Source organism: Finegoldia magna, from assembly GCF_002243175.1.
In the GTDB taxonomy this organism is placed as follows: Bacteria; Bacillota; Clostridia; order Tissierellales; family Peptoniphilaceae; genus Finegoldia; species Finegoldia magna_J.
Window position 1 is genome coordinate 11999 of sequence record NZ_NDYF01000004.1, and the last position, 14469, is coordinate 26467.

Here is a 14469-nt window from a genome sequence, read left to right on the forward strand (position 1 = left end):
TAAATGTAAAATATGGAAAATTTTAATAAAAAAGACTATAAAAAATTGTGGGTGAATTTTGAATCTAGTACACAAGCTATGGATTTACTCGTAATTTTATATAATATAGAAATTTTTGAAATATCTTTAATCACAATAGAATCTGATGTAAACAATAACGTTCTAGATTTGATGGATAATTTGGATTGGGATGTAGAAGTTGTATTTCTTAAAGATTTTATGAGTGAAAATGATGTCGTATTATCAAGATTTTTGGGCGATTTTAAAAATATCGATTTGCTCAATTTCTCTGACATGAAATATTTGTCAGAATTTTTTGGAGAAAACTCTGAAACTCTAGAATCATTAGATGATATTTTCATGTACGACAAATACGTAAAATCAAAAGAGGTCGATTTGAATGTATTAAATGGTAAAAGTGTGTTTATGATTACGAACGATACATTTAACAAAAATGATTATACAGATATTTTGGAAGAAATGTTTGATGAGTCCTCAGAAAAACTAATCGAAGATTTGTTCTTGTTGTACGCATATTCCAAGAAAGATCATTTTATCTACGCACAAACAAATTTAAAATTTGATGAAGAAAATAATTTGGTTGAGGGAGAGGGAATCGATACGTACATTTCAGTTACATATAATATCGATAGATTTAGAGAATTTTTAGAAAGCGTGATTATTTGATGAAAAAAAAGTTTAAAATAGGATCTTCTATGTCACTTTTCTTAGCAAGTTTATCAATTGGAGTATTTTCAGGGGGACTGGCTGTCTTTTACAGATTTTTGCTAAGTAAATTAGAAGTTGTTAGAAACGATATTTATTCTAACAACAGTTTTCCAAGAGCTATTTTAATTATAGCGGTATCATTTATACTTGGAATTGTGGTTAGTAAATTACTCAAATGGGCTCCACTATCAGGCGGAAGTGGTATTCCTCAAGTTCAAGGAGAACTTATTGGAGCTTTTAATCAAAATAGTTTCAGAGTTACTGTCTCCAAAATTGTAGGAGGGGCGATTGCGTCTTTGGTGGGACTTTCTTTGGGAAGAGAAGGCCCTTCAATTCAATTGGGAGCAAGTAGTGCTAAGTGGCTATCGGAAAAATTCGGAAAGAGCAAAACAGAAGAGAAATTGTACTTAACTGCAGGAGCTGCTGCGGGTCTTTCAGCTGCTTTTTCAGCACCAATTTCAGGGCTTGTTTTCATATTGGAAGAGCTTCACAAATCTTTTTCAAAAAAAGTAGTTGCAATAAGTTTTGCAGCAGCGGTTATTGCAGATGTTATTGCAGTTTGGGTTTTCAAAATCAAACCAGTGTTTTCGTTTGGAATGACCTATGCACTGCCAACAAAATACTATTTATTGATTATTCCGATGATTATACTTTGCTGCGTTGTTGGGAAACTATTTAATTATTCAATCACGTTTTTCCAAGATGTATTTGCGAAGATTAAGCTTGAACAAGATTTGAAAATAGCAATATTTTTTGCGTTTGTATCTGTAGTTGGATTATTCTACAAAGATATTTTAGGTGGAGGCCATTCATTTATAGAAAACATGGCAGCACACAATTATAATTCATTTTTGCTTTTAATAATACTTTTGTTATTCAAAATGTTTATGACATCGACATCTTATGCAACTGGAACTCAAGGTGGTATTTTCTTGCCAGTTTTGGTTCTAGGTGGAATTACTGGATTATTTTATTTTAATTTGATGAGTGCTTTCGGATTTGTGCAAGATGTTTATTTGTCAAATTTTGTAGTGCTTTCTATGGTTTGTGTACTAACAGCTGTTGTTAGAAGTCCTCTTTTAAGCGTTGTGTTGGTACTGGAATTAAATGGAAATATGACGCATTTATTGGGGTTAGCATTTTGTTCAATCATGGCATATTTTGTATGCATGGCTTTAAATTTCGAACCAATTTACGATATTTTATTGAAGAGAATGTTGAACAAAAGAGTTGTTGGAAAAGGTGTTAATGATAAATTCACAATGTTTGATATAAAACTTGGATATGAAAATTGTGTTTCCAATAAAAAAATCAAAGATATTGAATTTCCAAAAGATGCTTTAATTGCAGAAGTGGATTCTAATGGTGAAAAATACGTTCCAAATGGAGAGAGCGTATTAAAAACAGGAGATATTGTCACTGTTTTAGTAAAAGATGAACAACTTTATGATACTAGAATGAAAGTTCTTGAAGTTTTTGGAGAAAATAATGGATAAAATAAAAGAAAACTTGAACTATATATTACTTGCAATTGTCGCTATTCTTGTATGTATCTTGGCAGTGATGATGTTTTCTAAGAAAAATGTGTACAATATTAATACAGGAAACAGCACTGTACTGAAGAAAAATTACGTAGTAACTCATAACGATAACAAGATTTTCATGTACAAAAATGAAAACTTAATTTTAAAACAGGATTACGACGACAAAAAGCCTTATTATTTTGATGGCAAATTTCTTTATTTGATTGATAAAAAGGATTTGTTGCAATATAATACAAAAGGAAAGATGAATTCGAAGCTATCTTTCAAATCTGATATTTCCTATATTTTTGCAAACAAAAATTACATTATTGTAGATTCAAAAAATGAGTTTTCTATTGTAAGTGATATGAAAGTTTTAGAAAGTTTTGAGATGAAAGACGAAATATCTAGTTTGATAGCATCGAACAAATCAAATTATGCTTTTAGCACGATTGGAAAGCGTGACGGAAGAATTTTTTCAAAGATTTACATGTACGATGAAAAGGGACTTTTCTACAAAAATATTTTCATCGACAAGCCGATTTTTAGAATGAAATATGTCGATGACAAATTAATCGTCGTGTTTGACGGATACATCAAAGTTTTTAACAAAGCAAAAATTACAAAATCGAAATCATTTGACGGGACAAAAGATGTTGGGATTTCAGATAAAAACGTATATGTAATTACAAAAACAGGAGAACTTTTAATATACGATAAGGATTTGAAATTGGTGAGCCAATCTAAGATAGATGATTCACTTAAAATATATTCAAATGACAAAAACTGCATATTATATAACCAAAACGGGTATTTTATGTTTGAGGACTCCAAACTAGTGGAATATAAAGCATCGGATCTTAAATCAATAACAGGAGAAGATGATTTTTATTTAGTATTTAATAACAGAATAGAAAGGATTAGGTAATTATGGAAATTGTAGATGCAAGAGGACAAGTTTGTCCAAGACCAATTATTATGACAAAAAATGTATTTGATGAATTAGAAGAAGGTACTGTTAAGACACAAGTTGACGACATGTACTGCGTTGAAAATTTACAAAAATACGCTAATGGTCAAGGTTTCGAATTCAGTTATGTAGAAACAGATTATGGTTTTGAAACTACTATCGTAAAAGAAAAGGGAGCACAAAAGAAGGTTGAAGAAACTAACGGTAATTTAGTGTTAGCATTCTCAAGCGATAAAATGGGTGATGGAGATGAAAAATTAGGTAAATCACTTATTAAATCATATATTTATTCTGTAGCAGAAGCTGACGAAGTACCAAGTACACTTTTATTCTTCAACTACGGAATTCATTTGACAACTGAAGGATCAGAAGTTATCGACGATTTGAAGAGAATCGAAGAAAAAGGCGCAAAGATTATGACTTGTGGCGCTTGTTTGGACTTCTACGACAGAAAAGAAAAACTTTTGATAGGCGAAGTTACTAACATGTATGTAATTTATGATACTTTATCAAAAGCAGACAGAAATGTAATTATAAGATAATGGAAAAGATATTACTAACTTTTACATCAGTTAATTTTACAATGATGACAGAAAGTAAACTTGTGAGTATGGGATACGATATTAAGACTATCCCTACTCCAAGGGAAATTTCTGAAAGTTGTGGATTAGCTATTATGTTGGATCCTGATAAAAAAGATGAAATGATTGCGTTGAAAAAAGAACTACCAATCGCTAAGATTTGGTCGTATCTTAAAGTAGATGGAGTGATTTTTGTAAATGAGGTAAAAGAATAATTCATGTTATTTAATATTGAAAAATTCAACCAAATATTTTATAATTCTGCTGGTCAACTAAATTTGTTGGCCAAGATTTTATTATCCCTGTTGATTATCGCGCTTACACAAATCGTCGTAGGCATTTTAACTACGAGCTTCGATAAATTATTGATGAAAAAGGGAAAATCTATTGAGGGAAGACAAATCACAGTTACTAAACTGTTGAACAATACCATCAAATATATAATTTATTTTTTCTGTGTAGTCCATGTACTAGATTTATTCGGAGTAAAAACAGATAAAATATTGGCTACTGCTGGAATTGGTGGGGTTGCCATTGGTTTTGGTGCACAATTTATAATAAGAGATGTAATCAGTGGACTTGCATTGATTCTTGAAAATCAATTCAAAGTCACAGATCATGTGATTATAAATGGAATTGAAGGTAACATTCAAGAATTGGGACTTAGAGTTACAAAAATAAGAGGATTTGACGGAGCTATTCATTTGATTAGTAACGGTCAAATCAATACTGTGACTAATTTATCCAAAGAAAACCAAAGAATTGAAGTTAAAATGGAAGTTCCAATTAAATACAGTTTGGATCAATACACTGAAATTGTGAATGAGATTTCTGATGAATTGATCGATAAGTATTCAGATATTGTAAAAAAACCAGAATTAATTGGAGTTACAAAAATGGACAAAAATTCCATGACAATTACGATTTGGGGAAGTTGCAAACCGGAATCTCAATATTTGTATCAAAGAGAAATTATCAAAAAATTTATAGAAAAAGCCAAATCAAAATCAATGGATTTAAATTGTTATTTTGTAGCAGGTGATGAAGATGAAATATAAAGTAAATGATATTGTAACACTAAAAAAAGGTCACCCATGTGGTGAAAACAAATGGGAGATTTTGAGAACTGGAGCAGATATTAAATTAAAATGCTTGGGTTGCGATAAAATAGTGTGGCTTACGAGGTTAGAATTTAACAAAAGAATCAGAAAAATTCAAGATAAAAACGGCAAATTTGTATCGATAGTTCATTATGAACCAGAAGATGACGAATAAAAAACGATAGGAGAATTATGAATTACGTTGTTATACCAGCGTACAAACCAGACGAAAAACTTACGAAATTGGTGGAGAATTTATCAGAAAACCACCTCAATATAATTGTGGTTAAAGACGGTCCGTGCGATTATGATTTTTCAAAACTTAATAATATAGTTCTTCTTGAGCATGAAACGAATATGGGAAAAGGGGCTGCACTTAAAACTGCATTCAAATATTTGAAATCACAACAAGCAGATGGGACTGTGGTTACAAGTGATGCCGATGGACAACATTTGGTGAAGGATATTTTAAAATTAATAAAATTTTCTGAACAAAATGAGGATAAGTTGATACTTGGAGTAAGAGATTTGAAAAGAGGAATTCCGTTAAAATCTCTCTTGGGTAATACCATAACTAGATTTGTATTTTATTCTAGTTCATCGAAATACATTAAGGACACGCAAACGGGACTCAGAGCTTTTAATACGTCTCAGCTTGATAAAATGATTGAAATCGAAGGCGAAAGATACGAATACGAAATGAATATGCTCTACGAATTCGATTCTGAAAGCATAATGCAAGTTCCTATCGAAACTATTTATATAGAAAATAATGAAACAAGTCATTTTAATGCACTAAAAGATTCAGTCAAAATCTACAAAAGCATACTGAAATTTTCCGCGTCAAGTTATTTGAGCTTTTTGGTGGATTATTTTACTTTTATATTGTTATTTTACAAATTAGACGTACAAAGTTTGGTGCTGTCCAATATTATAGCAAGGGCAGTGTCAAGCACGTTTAATTTTTATGTGAATAATAAATACGTATTCAAAAACAAGGATAAAATCCTAAAAAAATACATCAAATATGTGACATTAGTAGTGTTCATATTAGCTTTGAATACTGTTGTGTTGAAAATTTTGTCAGGCTTAGGAATTAAAGTTTTTGTGGCAAAAATCATAACTGAAGCTTTGATGTTCATTGTAAGCTACAACATTCAAAAAAGAATAATATTCAAATAGCACTTTTAATAGAAAAAATTAATTTTATTAGAAGTGCTTTTTTAGTGCAAATCTTTAAAATTTTGTAGATTTCTCGGCATTAGATTTGTTGTATAATAATCCTGAAAGGAGTTTATTATGAAAAAAATTGGATATTTGTTATTTGCGATTATCATTTCACTATTAATGGTAAGTTGTGCGCAAAGTGACAAATCAAGAGTCTCTGATGAACTTAACTTAAAATTAGTTAAAGCAAATCAAATCATGGAATACGATGATCATGGAGCAATGGGAGATGGAACAAGATTTATGACGTTTGAATTTGACAGCAACGATACATTGAATCAGATAAAATCGGATAGTAACTGGAAGAAATTTCCATTGGATAAAACAACGAAAATTTTAATGTATGGAGATGGAAAAACATCATCTTATGTGACAGATAATAATTCCGGATTGCTTTTTCCGGAAATTTCGGAAGGTTATTATTTGTTGATTGACAGACAAAAAGACAAGAGTCAAAATATCTTAAATCGTCCATCTTCAAATTTTACACTTGCGGTCTACGATACTAAAACTAATACTTTATATTTTGCAGAAATTGATACTTAAAATTGAACATAGAATAAAAAGGGCAAACCAACTTAGTGTAACTATAAGAGAGGGATAAAATTGATTGTACAAATAGGAATAGACAGGATTGATGAGATAGTAGAACTTGAGGATTTGTGTTTTTCATCTGATGCTTGGTCAAGAGAACAAATAATTGATGTTTTAAATGACAGAAGAACGATTTACCTTTCTTATGAAGAAAATGGAAAAATAATTGGAGAAATAGGCCTCTACAATTGGTGTTCTGAGAAAGATTTTCTTAAAATATTTAGCATTGCAACTCATCCTGAACACAGAAATCAAGGAATAGCACATGAATTGTTAAAAGAATCAATTAAAATAGCTTCAAGTAATAAGCTCAAAAGAATTAAAGCTGAGACAAGAAAATCTAATTTTATAATGCAAAAAGTTTTTGAAGATATGAACTTTAGAAAAACGGATATACTTGAAAATTACTATGAAGAACCCGATGAAGATGCTTTAGTTTATGAATTTCATTTGTAAAGAATAAAAGATTTACATCTTAATGCGCAAATAAAAAATAGCAAACCAACGTTGGACATTCCTCACGTAAATGGTTTGCTATTTTTATTTTATTTCAATGGTTTTTCGAATGCTATTCTCTCGTCTGTTTTTCTTATATAAACTATGCCACATTTTTGAAATCCATTTTTCTCAATAAATCTAAGCATGGATTTGTTGTCTTTGTGAGTGTCCACTCTTATGGAGTCGTAGTTTAGTTCTTTTAATTTATTTTCAAAGAAATCTAACAGATTTTTGGCTACATTTTGTGATTTGTAATCTGGGTTTACTGCTATTCTGTGAATTACTCCGTATTTTCCATCGATTAGCCATTTTCCATCTATGTTTTTATAATCCTCATCCCCATCCAAGACTAACACAGCCATTCCTACAACTTTTCCATCTATTTCTGCTACGTATAATCTGTTTTCTTTCAAATCAGTTAAAAAAACATCTTCATTAGGATAATTTTCACTCCATTGATTTATTTTATTTTCTTTCATATATGATTTGGCGTTTTCAACAATTTCCATTATTTGTGCTATATCATTTTCGTTTGCAATTCTTTTTATCATTTTTCACCTCATTTTATATAAAATTTTAACATATTTCAAAAAGTATTTTAATATTAAAAAAATTTCGATATTTTTGTGTTAATTTTTATTGTAAATGTGTTATAATTTTATGTGGAAATCAGTTAAGGAGGCAACATATTGAAACCAAATATTTACTCTGAGATTGATAAGTTAAAATCTGTAATAGTTCACAGACCAGGAGAAGAATTAAATAATTTGACTCCTGATTTTATGGAAGAGTTATTGTTCGATGAACTTCCTTACTTGGAAAATGCTATCAGAGAACATGACTTTTTCTGCGAAACTATGCGTAATGAAGGTATTGAAGTGTTATACCTAGAAGATTTGGCTGCAGAATCTATCAAACAAGATGACGTTAGAAAACAATTTATCGAAGATTTCCTAGAAGAATCGGGAAATAAATCCGCAGATGAAATCAATTTACTAAGAGATTTACTTACAAATATCTCAGACGAGAAAGAATTGATACTTAAAACTATGGCAGGAGTTAGATTGGATGAAATCGGTATTAATGACGAGAGTGGAAGACTTTTGGCTGTTAATCCAATGCCTAACTTGTATTTCACAAGAGATCCATTTTCTTTTGTGGGAAATTGTGTGAGTATCAACAGAATGTGGTCAGAAACTAGAAATAGGGAAACGCTTTATGCAAAATATATTTTCACTTATAATTCTAGATTCAACGATATTGAAAAAATTTACGATAGAACAGAAGACACTTCTATCGAAGGCGGAGATATTTTAATATTGAACAGCGAATGTGTAGCTGTTGGTATTTCTCAAAGAACACAAAAAGAAAGTGTTGACAAATTTGCTAAGAATTTATTGGAAAAATCAGATTTCAAATTTGTTTTGTCTTTCAAAATTCCTAACAAAAGAGAATTTATGCACTTGGACACTGTGTTCACAATGATTGATAAGGGAATTTTCACAGTTCACCCACTTATAGAAGGACCTTTGTATGTTGAAAAGTTGTATCTTGAAGATAACACTTTACAAAGAGAAGTTCAAAAGGGTTCATTAGAAGAAATTTTATCTACAAATTTACACGTTGATAATGTAAAAATTATAAGATGTGGAGGAACTAATCCGATAGATCAAATGCGTGAACAATGGAATGACGGTTCAAATACTTTGGCTATTGCACCAAATACTGTTATTGTTTACGACAGAAATAATGTTACAAACAGCTTGTTACAAGAAGCTGATGTAAATATAAGAACTATTAAATCAGGCGAATTATCTAGAGGACGTGGGGGTCCAAGATGTATGAGTATGCCATTTGAAAGGGAGATGTAATTATGTTAAAAGGAAGAGATTTTTTAACTTTAAAAGATTTCACTAAAGAAGAAATCGAACATTTACTAAATGTAAGTGCTGCATTAAAAGAAAAGAAAAGAATGGGTATTGTAGGAGAAACTTTAAAGGGCAAAAACATTGTTTTGTTATTTGAAAAAACTTCTACTAGAACAAGATGTTCATTTGAAACAGCTTGCCACGATGAAGGTGGTAATGTAACATTCTTAGGTATGAATGATAGCCAATTCGGTAAGAAAGAATCTGTAAGAGACTCTGCTTTAGTATTATCAAGATTCTACGATGGTATCGAATTTAGAGGATTTGACCATGCAACTGTAGAAGAATTAGCAAAATATTCTTCAGTTCCAGTATGGAATGGTTTAACTGATATTTATCACCCAACACAAATCTTAGCAGACTTTTTAACTGTAAAAGAAAACATCCACAAAAACTTAGACCGAGTTAAATTCGTTTATGTTGGTGATGGTAGAAACAACATGGCAAACTCTTTAATGATTGGAGCTGCTAAATTAGGTATGGAATTTGTAAATCTTGCACCAAAAGAATTACATCCATCAAACGAAATGATGAACTCTATCCAAGAAATTGCCAAAGAATCTGGCGCTAAAATCACAGTTACTGATGATTTCAATAGCTTGAAAGGTGCAGATGTAATCTACACTGACGTTTGGGTATCAATGGGTGAAGAAGATCAATTCGAAGAAAGAATTAACTTACTTAAAGATTACCAAGTAGATATGAAGAAAATCGAAATGACTGAAAATCCTAACGTAATCTTCTTACACTGCTTACCATCTTTCCACAACTTAGAAACTAAAGTTGGTCGTGAAATCCACGAAAAATTTGGTTTGTCAGAAATGGAAGTAACTGATGAAGTATTCTACAGCAAATATTCAAAAGTATTTGATGAAGCTGAAAACAGAATGCACACTATCAAAGCAGTTATGGTAGAAACAATCGGCAATAAATAAATTTTAAATTTTTGAGAGATAGCTTTTGTACTATCTCTCTTTTTTTATTGCTAAATATTGCAAAATTCCGGAATTTTTGATAAAATATCTTGTCATCGTCAATAGTTACGATTTGTCAAAAAACGTATATTATCACGGATTTTTGATATTATATTAGTATAAGATACGAATGAGAGGTGAAATATGAAAAGTTTTTACAATAGAATATTGAATTACAGTACAGACCAAAAATTTATTCTCTTGACAGCTATTGCGATGTTTATGCCGTTTTATATCGGAATCGGCGTTTTGATAGTGGATATGTTTTATTTTGTGTATCAAAATAAATTCAAGGAAATTTTTGATAAGTCTAATTTGTCTGTTTTTGGATTGATTTTCGCTGCTTATTCGTTAGTAGTAAGCATTGTGTTTAACAATACTTATGGAATACTTGCGACAGTAGGAATGTTTGTGCTTTTCGTATTTGTGCTCTTTATTAGGAAAAATATGACAGAACAATTTATGGAAGACTGCATGATAATTATCATGTTGTTTGCATCGTTTTGTTTCTTGATAACATTGACTCAGTATTCGATAATTTTGAAGAACAATTCATTCAACTACACGCAATTTATGAAATACATTAGTGAAAATAGAACGACTGTTGGAACATTCTTTTTCAATGCAAATTATTATGCTATGGTGTGTTCTTTGGTTGGAATAATCAGTGCGTACAAGTATTTTTCGACAGAATCATTTGAAAGATTATTTTCTTTTATAGTTGGAGTTTTAAGCGTTCTAACTTTATTGATCACAGATTCAAGAGGAGCGATGTTTGCTAGTTTCATAGCGGTGTTTGCTCTTACGATTATGATGAAAAAAAGAAAATACACTGTAGCGATTATTTCTTTATTTGCACTTGCTTTTGTTGGAATTGTGGCCGCTGGAAGAATGGATTTGATTCCGAGAATTGACAAAATCGGGTTCGATATGGGTCTTAGAAGATCGATTTGGATTAGTGCTATTGCAGCTTTCAAGAAAAACTTCATAATTGGTGTTGGTCCACTTGGAATTCACAATATTTACACTACAATTAGAGATCGTGCGATTCTTCATTCACACAATTTGTATTTGGATATTTTGGTTAATTACGGATTGATAGGGGCTGGATTGTTAGTTCCAATTCTTTATCAGTTATTTAGAGAAATCAAAAGTCTGTATTCAAAAAAATACACTAAAATGATTGTTGCAATGATAATTATGGTTATGATTCACAGTATGGTGGATGTTACAATATTTTGGACACAAACTTCATTCATATTTTTAACATTTGTTGTAGGAGTTGGTGAATTATCAACTGTGCCTGTCGCAGAATTAAGTTTGTTCAAGAATAAGAAAACTTTTAATACAAAAAATATTTACGAAAAATAAAACAAAAATTTCAAGATAGTTGGTAAAGTTTTCCGACTATCTTTTTTACTTTAAAAAAAACACAATATCAATTATAATAGTAAACAAGGAGGATTTTGAATGAGTTTTAAATTTTGTTCGCTATCTAGCGGTTCAAGTGGAAATAGCGAATATATAGAGACTGAACACTCCAAAATTTTAATCGACGCAGGTTTTAGTGGTAAAACTATTGAGAACCTACTTAAATATATAAATGTTGACCCAAGCAAATTAGATGCGATTTTTGTGACGCATGAACATGCAGATCACATCAAAGGAATTGGCGTGTTGAGCAGAAGATACGATTTGCCAATTATCGCAAATACCGAAACTTGGTATGCAATGGATAACAAAATTGGGAAAATAAATGATAAGAATATTTATGTCTTCGAAAATAATAGACATATTAATTTCAAAGATTTGGATATTTTGCCGATTAAAACTAGCCACGATAGTGCAAATAGTTGTGGTTATGTGATTAGTAAGGACGACAAGAAATTATCGATTGTCACTGATACTGGAATTATAGAAGATAGCGTGTACGAAGAAATTAAGGATTCAAATCTTTTTTTTATTGAGGCAAATCACGATGTAGATATGTTAAAGTATGGAAGCTATCCTCCAGCATTGAAACAGAGAATTTTGTCGGATCACGGGCATTTGTCCAATGATTCCTGCGCGTATTTATTGGGAGATATTTTAAGAGGCAATCATGAAGTGGTTCAATTGGCGCATTTGAGTAAGGAAAACAATACTCCAAGAAAAGCGCTAAGTACTGTTGAAGATTATTTGAAAAGTTTGGGACTTGATGTTGGAGAAGCTGCGACAGTAGAAGTAGCTGAAAGATACAGTCCTAGTAATGTAGTAGATTTAGAAAAAATGGAGATATATGCAAAGAACTGTACAAGAAGTTGAAAGAGCAATTATAAAAAAATATAGAAAACACATTTGGTCGAAGTTCATAAAGGCTATTAAAGAATATGATTTGATTCAAGACGGAGACAAAATAGCTGTGTGTATGAGTGGTGGTAAGGATAGTTTACTTCTTGCGAAATTATTCCAAGAACTTCAAAAACACGGAATGAATAATTTTGATCTTGAATTTATAGCGATGAATCCAGGATATAGCGAAGAAAACACTAGACTCGAGAAGGAAAATTTTGAAAAACTTAACATTCCTTATCACATGTATGATACTGATGTATTCAGTGTTAGTGAGAAAATTTCATCGAACAATCCATGTTATATGTGTGCAAGGATGAGAAGAGGGGCACTTTACTCCAAGGCAAAAGAACTTGGTTGCAATAAAATGGCGTTGGGCCATCATTTTGATGATGTGATTGAAACTATTTTATTGAATGTTTTGTGTTCTGGAAATTATAAGACAATGATGCCAAAACTTCACTCAAATAACTTTGAAGGAATTGAACTTATCAGACCAATGTATTTGATTAGAGAAGAATCTGTAAAAAGTTGGTTAAATTATTCGGGATTAAAAGCTTTAGACTGCGCTTGTTCTGTAACTAAGAAAACAGAAGGATCAATGAGGAAACAAATCAAACTTTTGATTGCAGAATTGTCGGATAGAGGATTTACAAATGTAGAAAATTCTATATTTAAATCCAGTGAAAATGTTGATGTATCCAGAATTCTTGGGTATGAATATAATGGTGAAAAGTATAACTTTTTGGATACTTACGGTGAAAATGATTTATAATCGTTAATTTATAGGAGGAAATATGGGAGTAGAACCAATTAAAATCCAAGAAAATTTGTATTACTTGGGTGTGAACGACAGACAAACAGAATTTTTTGAAAATATGTGGCCGTTGCCTTATGGAGTAGCTTATAACTCTTATTTGATTACAGGCGAAAAAACTTGCTTGATGGATACTGTAAAAGTTAGCAAGAGTGATGAATTTGTAGATAATGTCAAAGCAATATTAAAGGATAGAAAATTGGACTATTTGGTAATTCATCACATTGAACCAGATCATTCAGGATCAATTCCACAAATTTTAGATCTTTATCCAGATATAAAAATAGTTGGAAACAAGAAAACAAGATCAATGTTGAATGATTATTATGAAATTGATTCAGATCATTTCGTTGAAGTTGGAGAAGGCGATGTACTTGATTTGGGAGATAGAAAACTTACATTCTATTTGACAGCAATGGTTCACTGGCCAGAATCAATGGTAAGCTACGATGCTGAAAATAAAATTTTATTCTCACAAGATATTTTCGGTGGTTTCGGAACTAATGACGGAGCAATCTATGATGACGAATTAGATTACGATTTAAGAAGAACAGAATTCAGAAGATACTATACAAATATCGTTGGAAAATATTCTCAAATGGCAGTACGTGCTATTAACAAATTATCTTCTTTGGAAATCAAAACAATTTGTCCAGTTCATGGTTGCATTTGGAGAAAACAACCTTCAAGAATAGTTGAAGATTACACTAAATGGGCAACTTATGAAGTAAATGAAGGAGTTGTAATAGCTTATGCATCAATGTATGGTAATACAGAATTGATGGCAGATCAACTAGCTAGATATTTGGCAGATGAAGGCGTTAGAAATATTGAAGTGATGGATGTAAGTAAAACTCATGAATCTTATATACTTTCAAATTGTTGGGAAAAGAAATCATTAGTATTAGGATCTTGCACATACAACAACACTGTATATCCAGTAATGAATAATTTATTGAACATTTTAAAAATGCAAAAATTAAAAAATCATGTGGTTTCTGTTTTTGGATCATTCGGATGGAGCGGTGGCGCTGTCAAAAATTTAAAAGAATTTGTTGAAGAAGGAAAATTCGAAACAACAGAAACAGTTGTTGAAGCAAAAGGTCGCATGAAAGAAGAAGACGATCAAGGCTTAAGACAAATGGCAAAAGAAATCGCAGCAAAAATTAAATAATAAATTTCAGAATCAATCATTAA

17 protein-coding genes are annotated in these 14469 nt (G+C 31.0%); 16 read left to right on the forward strand and 1 reads right to left on the reverse strand.

The window, feature by feature from the left end:
* Positions 1 to 12: 12 nt before the first annotated feature.
* The 10 genes from B9N53_RS01425 (at position 13) to B9N53_RS01470 (ending at position 7180) form a co-directional block, all read left to right on the forward strand.
* A complete protein-coding gene (locus tag B9N53_RS01425) occupies positions 13 to 687 on the forward strand; it encodes a hypothetical protein (RefSeq protein ID WP_094203386.1) in 675 nt (224 codons plus the stop codon).
* Positions 687 to 2225, forward strand: a complete 1539-nt coding sequence (locus tag B9N53_RS01430) for a chloride channel protein (RefSeq protein WP_242432381.1) — start codon at positions 687 to 689, stop codon at positions 2223 to 2225. The genes B9N53_RS01425 and B9N53_RS01430 overlap by 1 nt, the downstream gene beginning before the upstream one ends.
* On the forward strand, positions 2218 to 3180 hold the full coding sequence (locus tag B9N53_RS01435; RefSeq protein WP_094203387.1) for a hypothetical protein: 963 nt from the start codon (positions 2218 to 2220) through the stop codon (positions 3178 to 3180). The genes B9N53_RS01430 and B9N53_RS01435 overlap by 8 nt, the downstream gene beginning before the upstream one ends.
* A gap of 2 nt (positions 3181 to 3182) precedes the next feature.
* Positions 3183 to 3764: a sulfurtransferase-like selenium metabolism protein YedF gene (yedF, locus tag B9N53_RS01440; protein ID WP_094203388.1), complete on the forward strand. Its 582-nt coding sequence runs from the start codon at positions 3183 to 3185 to the stop codon at positions 3762 to 3764.
* Positions 3764 to 4018, forward strand: a complete 255-nt coding sequence (locus B9N53_RS01445; RefSeq protein WP_002835422.1) for a DUF3343 domain-containing protein — start codon at positions 3764 to 3766, stop codon at positions 4016 to 4018. The genes yedF and B9N53_RS01445 overlap by 1 nt, the downstream gene beginning before the upstream one ends.
* 3 nt (positions 4019 to 4021) lie before the next feature.
* Positions 4022 to 4861, forward strand: a complete 840-nt coding sequence (locus tag B9N53_RS01450; RefSeq protein ID WP_094203389.1) for a mechanosensitive ion channel family protein — start codon at positions 4022 to 4024, stop codon at positions 4859 to 4861.
* Entirely contained in the window at positions 4851 to 5078 is a 228-nt protein-coding gene (locus B9N53_RS01455; protein ID WP_373276985.1) for a DUF951 domain-containing protein, read from the forward strand. Before B9N53_RS01450 ends, B9N53_RS01455 begins: the two co-directional genes overlap by 11 nt.
* Positions 5079 to 5095: 17 nt before the next feature.
* Complete coding sequence (locus B9N53_RS01460; protein WP_094203390.1) at positions 5096 to 6085, forward strand: bifunctional glycosyltransferase family 2/GtrA family protein; 990 nt, start codon at positions 5096 to 5098, stop codon at positions 6083 to 6085.
* A gap of 117 nt (positions 6086 to 6202) precedes the next feature.
* Positions 6203 to 6676, forward strand: a complete 474-nt coding sequence (locus tag B9N53_RS01465; protein ID WP_094203391.1) for a hypothetical protein — start codon at positions 6203 to 6205, stop codon at positions 6674 to 6676.
* A 60-nt stretch (positions 6677 to 6736) separates the two neighbouring features.
* The gene (locus tag B9N53_RS01470; RefSeq protein WP_158520786.1) at positions 6737 to 7180 is read left to right on the forward strand and encodes a GNAT family N-acetyltransferase; all 444 of its coding nucleotides are present in this window, start codon (positions 6737 to 6739) and stop codon (positions 7178 to 7180) included.
* Positions 7181 to 7269: 89 nt separating this feature from the next.
* On the opposite strand, the gene B9N53_RS01475 is transcribed toward B9N53_RS01470, so the two are convergent.
* The gene (locus B9N53_RS01475; protein WP_002835417.1) at positions 7270 to 7773 is read right to left on the reverse strand and encodes a GNAT family N-acetyltransferase; all 504 of its coding nucleotides are present in this window, start codon (positions 7771 to 7773) and stop codon (positions 7270 to 7272) included.
* A 138-nt stretch (positions 7774 to 7911) separates the two neighbouring features.
* On the opposite strand from B9N53_RS01475, the gene B9N53_RS01480 reads away from it, so the two are divergent.
* The 6 genes from B9N53_RS01480 (at position 7912) to B9N53_RS01505 (ending at position 14446) form a co-directional block, all read left to right on the forward strand.
* Entirely contained in the window at positions 7912 to 9093 is a 1182-nt protein-coding gene (locus B9N53_RS01480) for an arginine deiminase (RefSeq protein WP_094203393.1), read from the forward strand.
* Positions 9094 to 9095: 2 nt separating this feature from the next.
* Entirely contained in the window at positions 9096 to 10085 is a 990-nt protein-coding gene (gene argF / locus B9N53_RS01485) for an ornithine carbamoyltransferase (RefSeq protein WP_094203394.1), read from the forward strand.
* A gap of 183 nt (positions 10086 to 10268) precedes the next feature.
* Positions 10269 to 11495, forward strand: a complete 1227-nt coding sequence (locus B9N53_RS01490) for an O-antigen ligase family protein (RefSeq protein ID WP_094203395.1) — start codon at positions 10269 to 10271, stop codon at positions 11493 to 11495.
* Positions 11496 to 11594: 99 nt separating this feature from the next.
* Positions 11595 to 12428 (forward strand): MBL fold metallo-hydrolase, encoded by an 834-nt coding sequence (locus tag B9N53_RS01495; protein WP_094203396.1) that lies wholly within the window; start codon positions 11595 to 11597, stop codon positions 12426 to 12428.
* Entirely contained in the window at positions 12403 to 13230 is an 828-nt protein-coding gene (locus tag B9N53_RS01500) for a tRNA 2-thiocytidine biosynthesis TtcA family protein (protein ID WP_094203397.1), read from the forward strand. The genes B9N53_RS01495 and B9N53_RS01500 overlap by 26 nt, the downstream gene beginning before the upstream one ends.
* A gap of 22 nt (positions 13231 to 13252) precedes the next feature.
* The gene (locus B9N53_RS01505; RefSeq protein ID WP_094203398.1) at positions 13253 to 14446 is read left to right on the forward strand and encodes an FprA family A-type flavoprotein; all 1194 of its coding nucleotides are present in this window, start codon (positions 13253 to 13255) and stop codon (positions 14444 to 14446) included.
* The last annotated feature ends 23 nt before the right edge of the window (positions 14447 to 14469 follow it).

Excerpts from the sequence above, each read along its gene's own strand:
- B9N53_RS01495 (WP_094203396.1), top strand. The coding sequence starts at position 11,595 with ATGAGTTTTAAATTTTGTTCGCTATCTAGCGGTTCAAGTGGAAATAGC.
- B9N53_RS01505 (WP_094203398.1), top strand. The coding sequence starts at position 13,253 with ATGGGAGTAGAACCAATTAAAATCCAAGAAAATTTGTATTACTTGGGT.
- B9N53_RS01450 (WP_094203389.1), top strand. The coding sequence starts at position 4,022 with ATGTTATTTAATATTGAAAAATTCAACCAAATATTTTATAATTCTGCT.
- B9N53_RS01435 (WP_094203387.1), top strand. The coding sequence starts at position 2,218 with ATGGATAAAATAAAAGAAAACTTGAACTATATATTACTTGCAATTGTC.
- B9N53_RS01460 (WP_094203390.1), top strand. The coding sequence starts at position 5,096 with ATGAATTACGTTGTTATACCAGCGTACAAACCAGACGAAAAACTTACG.
- argF (WP_094203394.1), top strand. The coding sequence starts at position 9,096 with ATGTTAAAAGGAAGAGATTTTTTAACTTTAAAAGATTTCACTAAAGAA.
- B9N53_RS01490 (WP_094203395.1), top strand. The coding sequence starts at position 10,269 with ATGAAAAGTTTTTACAATAGAATATTGAATTACAGTACAGACCAAAAA.
- B9N53_RS01500 (WP_094203397.1), top strand. The coding sequence starts at position 12,403 with ATGCAAAGAACTGTACAAGAAGTTGAAAGAGCAATTATAAAAAAATAT.
- B9N53_RS01465 (WP_094203391.1), top strand. The coding sequence starts at position 6,203 with ATGAAAAAAATTGGATATTTGTTATTTGCGATTATCATTTCACTATTA.
- B9N53_RS01425 (WP_094203386.1), top strand. The coding sequence starts at position 13 with ATGGAAAATTTTAATAAAAAAGACTATAAAAAATTGTGGGTGAATTTT.
- B9N53_RS01455 (WP_373276985.1), top strand. The coding sequence starts at position 4,851 with ATGAAATATAAAGTAAATGATATTGTAACACTAAAAAAAGGTCACCCA.
- B9N53_RS01445 (WP_002835422.1), top strand. The coding sequence starts at position 3,764 with ATGGAAAAGATATTACTAACTTTTACATCAGTTAATTTTACAATGATG.
- yedF (WP_094203388.1), top strand. The coding sequence starts at position 3,183 with ATGGAAATTGTAGATGCAAGAGGACAAGTTTGTCCAAGACCAATTATT.
- B9N53_RS01430 (WP_242432381.1), top strand. The coding sequence starts at position 687 with ATGAAAAAAAAGTTTAAAATAGGATCTTCTATGTCACTTTTCTTAGCA.
- B9N53_RS01475 (WP_002835417.1), bottom strand. The coding sequence starts at position 7,773 with ATGATAAAAAGAATTGCAAACGAAAATGATATAGCACAAATAATGGAA.